The sequence below is a fragment of the Streptomyces sp. KR55 genome (assembly GCF_052245645.1).
In the GTDB taxonomy this organism is placed as follows: Bacteria; Actinomycetota; Actinomycetes; order Streptomycetales; family Streptomycetaceae; genus Streptomyces; species Streptomyces flavusporus.
This window is the reverse complement of record NZ_JBQQCE010000769.1, coordinates 1-2,788: the sequence shown is the minus strand read 5'-3', so window position 1 is coordinate 2,788 and position 2,788 is coordinate 1. Positions and strand designations below refer to the sequence as shown.

The 2,788-nt window shown below is 74.1% G+C and carries 2 protein-coding genes and 1 pseudogene; all 3 read left to right on the top strand.

Annotation, left to right across the window (positions count from 1 at the left end; all coding sequences use genetic code 11):
* A pseudogene (locus ACTWQJ_RS49760) lies at nt 1–298 on the top strand (hypothetical protein); the annotation flags it as partial.
* Between the two features lie 5 nt (nt 299–303).
* Nucleotides 304–1,263, top strand: coding sequence for a threonine/serine dehydratase (locus tag ACTWQJ_RS49755; protein ID WP_443312950.1), 960 nt, complete (start codon nt 304–306; stop codon nt 1,261–1,263).
* A 110-nt stretch (nt 1,264–1,373) separates the two neighbouring features.
* Nucleotides 1,374–2,788 (top strand): serine/threonine protein kinase (locus ACTWQJ_RS49750; protein WP_443312949.1); only part of this gene is annotated, 1,415 nt, incomplete at its 3' end.

The following is a 2,788-nucleotide window of genomic DNA, read 5'->3' as shown; positions in this document are numbered from 1 at the left end:
GCTGGAATCGGCCGGGGAGCCGGCCGAGGCGGCCGCGTTGATCGACGAGGCGGGCGGCCGTACCGCGGCGCTGGCCGAGGCCCACCGGCACATCGCCGCAGCCGACGCGGCCCTCACGGACGTACCGCTTCAGGCGCGGGCCGTCGCCGAGCTGCGGGCGCTGCTGGACTTCCTGGTGCGGCGCGATCTGCAGCCGGAGCCGTCCGGTCACCGAAACCATGTTGACCAGCGGCCCCGCCCACGTCAGGGTTCAGAACGGCGCGGCCCCACCACCGACGCTGCCGCGCCGGAAGGGTGAGCTCCTTGATCGGCATCTCGGACATCGAAGCCGCCGCCGAGCGGATCGCCGGCCATGTCATTCACACCCCCACGGTGCCGAGCCCCGGCCTGTCCGGACTGCTCGGCGTCCCGGTGACCGCGAAGCTGGAACTCCTGCAACGCACCGGATCCTTCAAGGCGCGCGGGGCGGCGGCCAAGCTGCTGTCGCTGAGCGAGGCCGAGCGGGCCGCCGGCGTCGTGGCGGTCAGCGGCGGCAATCACGGGATCGCCCTCGCGGTCATGGCGGCCGCCCTCGACGTGAAGGCGACGGTGGTCATGCCGCGCTCGGCGCCCGCACGGGCGGTCGAGATCGCCCACGACACCGGTGCGACGGTACGCCTGACCGACGACATGGGCGGCGCGTTCAGCCTCGTGACCGAGCTGCGGGACGAGGGCCTGACGCTGGTGCACCCCTTCGACGACCCCGTGGTCGTCGCCGGACAGGGCACCGTGGGGCTGGAGTTCGCCGACGACGCGGACGAGGTCACCGACGTGCTGGTCAGCGTCGGGGGCGGCGGGCTGATCTCCGGTGTGGCGGCGGCCCTGCGGGCGCGCCGCCCCGAGGTGCGGATCTGGGGCGTGGAGACCGAGGGCGCCGAGGCCATGTCCGAGGCACTGGCGGCGGGCGGCCCAGTGCCGGTCGCGCTGTCGTCGATCTCTACCACGCTCAGCGCTCCGGCGGTCTCACAGCTGACGTACGACCATGTGTCCGCCCTGGTCACCGATGTCCTCGTGGTCCCCGACCGGGACGCCGTACGGGGCTGTCTGGACCTCGCCGAACACGCCAAGGTGTGGACGGAACCGGCCGCCGGATGTCTGCTGCCCGCCGCCCGCCGGGTCGTGGAACGGATCGGCGACGGCTGTCGGCTCGGTCTGGTGGTGTGCGGGGGCAATGCGTCGACCGCGGACGTGATGACCTGGGCGGGCCGCTTCGGGCTTCTTTGACGCATCGTCAAAAGTTCGGGCCGGCGCAAATATGCGCCCGCCGCGTTGAACGCCTGCCGTCGCGCCCCGCGTACCAGTGGCCAAGGTGAGAGCCAGGCGTTCAACGAGGGATGACCATGGGCAAGGCGTACGTCTCCGCACACGAGTTGGTAGCCGGAAGGTACCGGCTCCTCGAGGCCGTCCATCGCGAAGCCAACCGGGTGTGCTGGTACGGGGAGGACGTCGAGGCCGGGCGGCCCTGTCTGGTGACGCAGGTCGGGCTGCCGGACGAGCCCGGTGGGGAGAGCGCACGCCGGACGGTCGGCCGCATCATGCGCACATCGGAGACGATGGGGCGGCTGTGCCCCGGCCGGGTCGCGCCCGTCGTCGACGCCGTGGAGGAGGCGGGCGCGCTGTGGACGGTCACCGAGTGGGTGGGCGGCACACCGCTCGGTGAACTCCTCACCGAGCAGGGCCCGTTCAACTATGTGCGGGCGGCGCGGATCGGGCTGGAGCTGCTCGAGGTGCTGGAGGCGGCGCACGGTGAGGGCATCACGCACGGCGAGCTGAGCCCCGGGCAGGTGTTCGTCCGCGAGGAGGGCCCGGTCGTCGTCGCGGGCTTCGGACTGGCCGGCGCGACCCTGGCACCGCGGCTCGCTGCACCCTCGTACGCCTCCCCCGAGCAGGCCCGTGACGAGCGGATCGGGCCGGCGGCCGATCTGTGGGCGCTCGGCGCGATCCTCTACACCATGGTCGAGGGGCGCCCGCCGTTCCGGGACCGGGACCGGCCCGAGGCCACGCTGAAGAGCGTGGACCGGCTCCCGCTGCGCACACCGCAGCGCGCCGGACCCCTCACCCAGGCCGTGCAGGGGCTGCTGCGCAAGGACTCCCGGGAGCGGCTGACCCGGCCGGTGGTGCGCGAGGCCCTCACCCGGGTGGTCAACGAGGATCCCGACGCCGCCCTGCCGACGGCGCCGACGCCCCGTCTGCGCCGCGCGTACGCCGCCGCCTGCCACGCCACCGGACCGGGGTGGAGCAGACGAACCATGATCGCCGGGACGGCGCTCGCCGTCGTCACCGTCGCCGTCGCCGTCCTCGCGGTGACCCGCGACCAGCCCGGCGACGACACCTCCGCGTCCGGGGCACAGCCCAGTCCCCCCGCCTCGGCCGCGCCCTCGCAGACGGACCGCCCGTCCGCGCCCTCGACACCGGCGCCGACCCCGACGGCACCGCCCACCACCGCGACCCCGTCGGCCCCGGCGACGGCCCTCCCGCAGGGTTTCCGCCGTTACGACTCGCCCGAGGGCTTCTCCATCGCCCTCCCGGACGGCTGGCAGCCGCTGCGCACCAGCCGTGTGTCCGACCTGGCGTACCGCGTGGTCCTCGGCGCGCCGGACGACCCGCGCACGCTGGCGGTGACCTACAGCGAACGCGTCGGTGACGATCCGGTCGCCGTCTGGCGCGACGACGTCGAACCGGACCTGAAGCAGCAGGCCGACGACTACGGGCGGGTCGGCGAGATCCGGGCGACGACCTACCAGGGGCG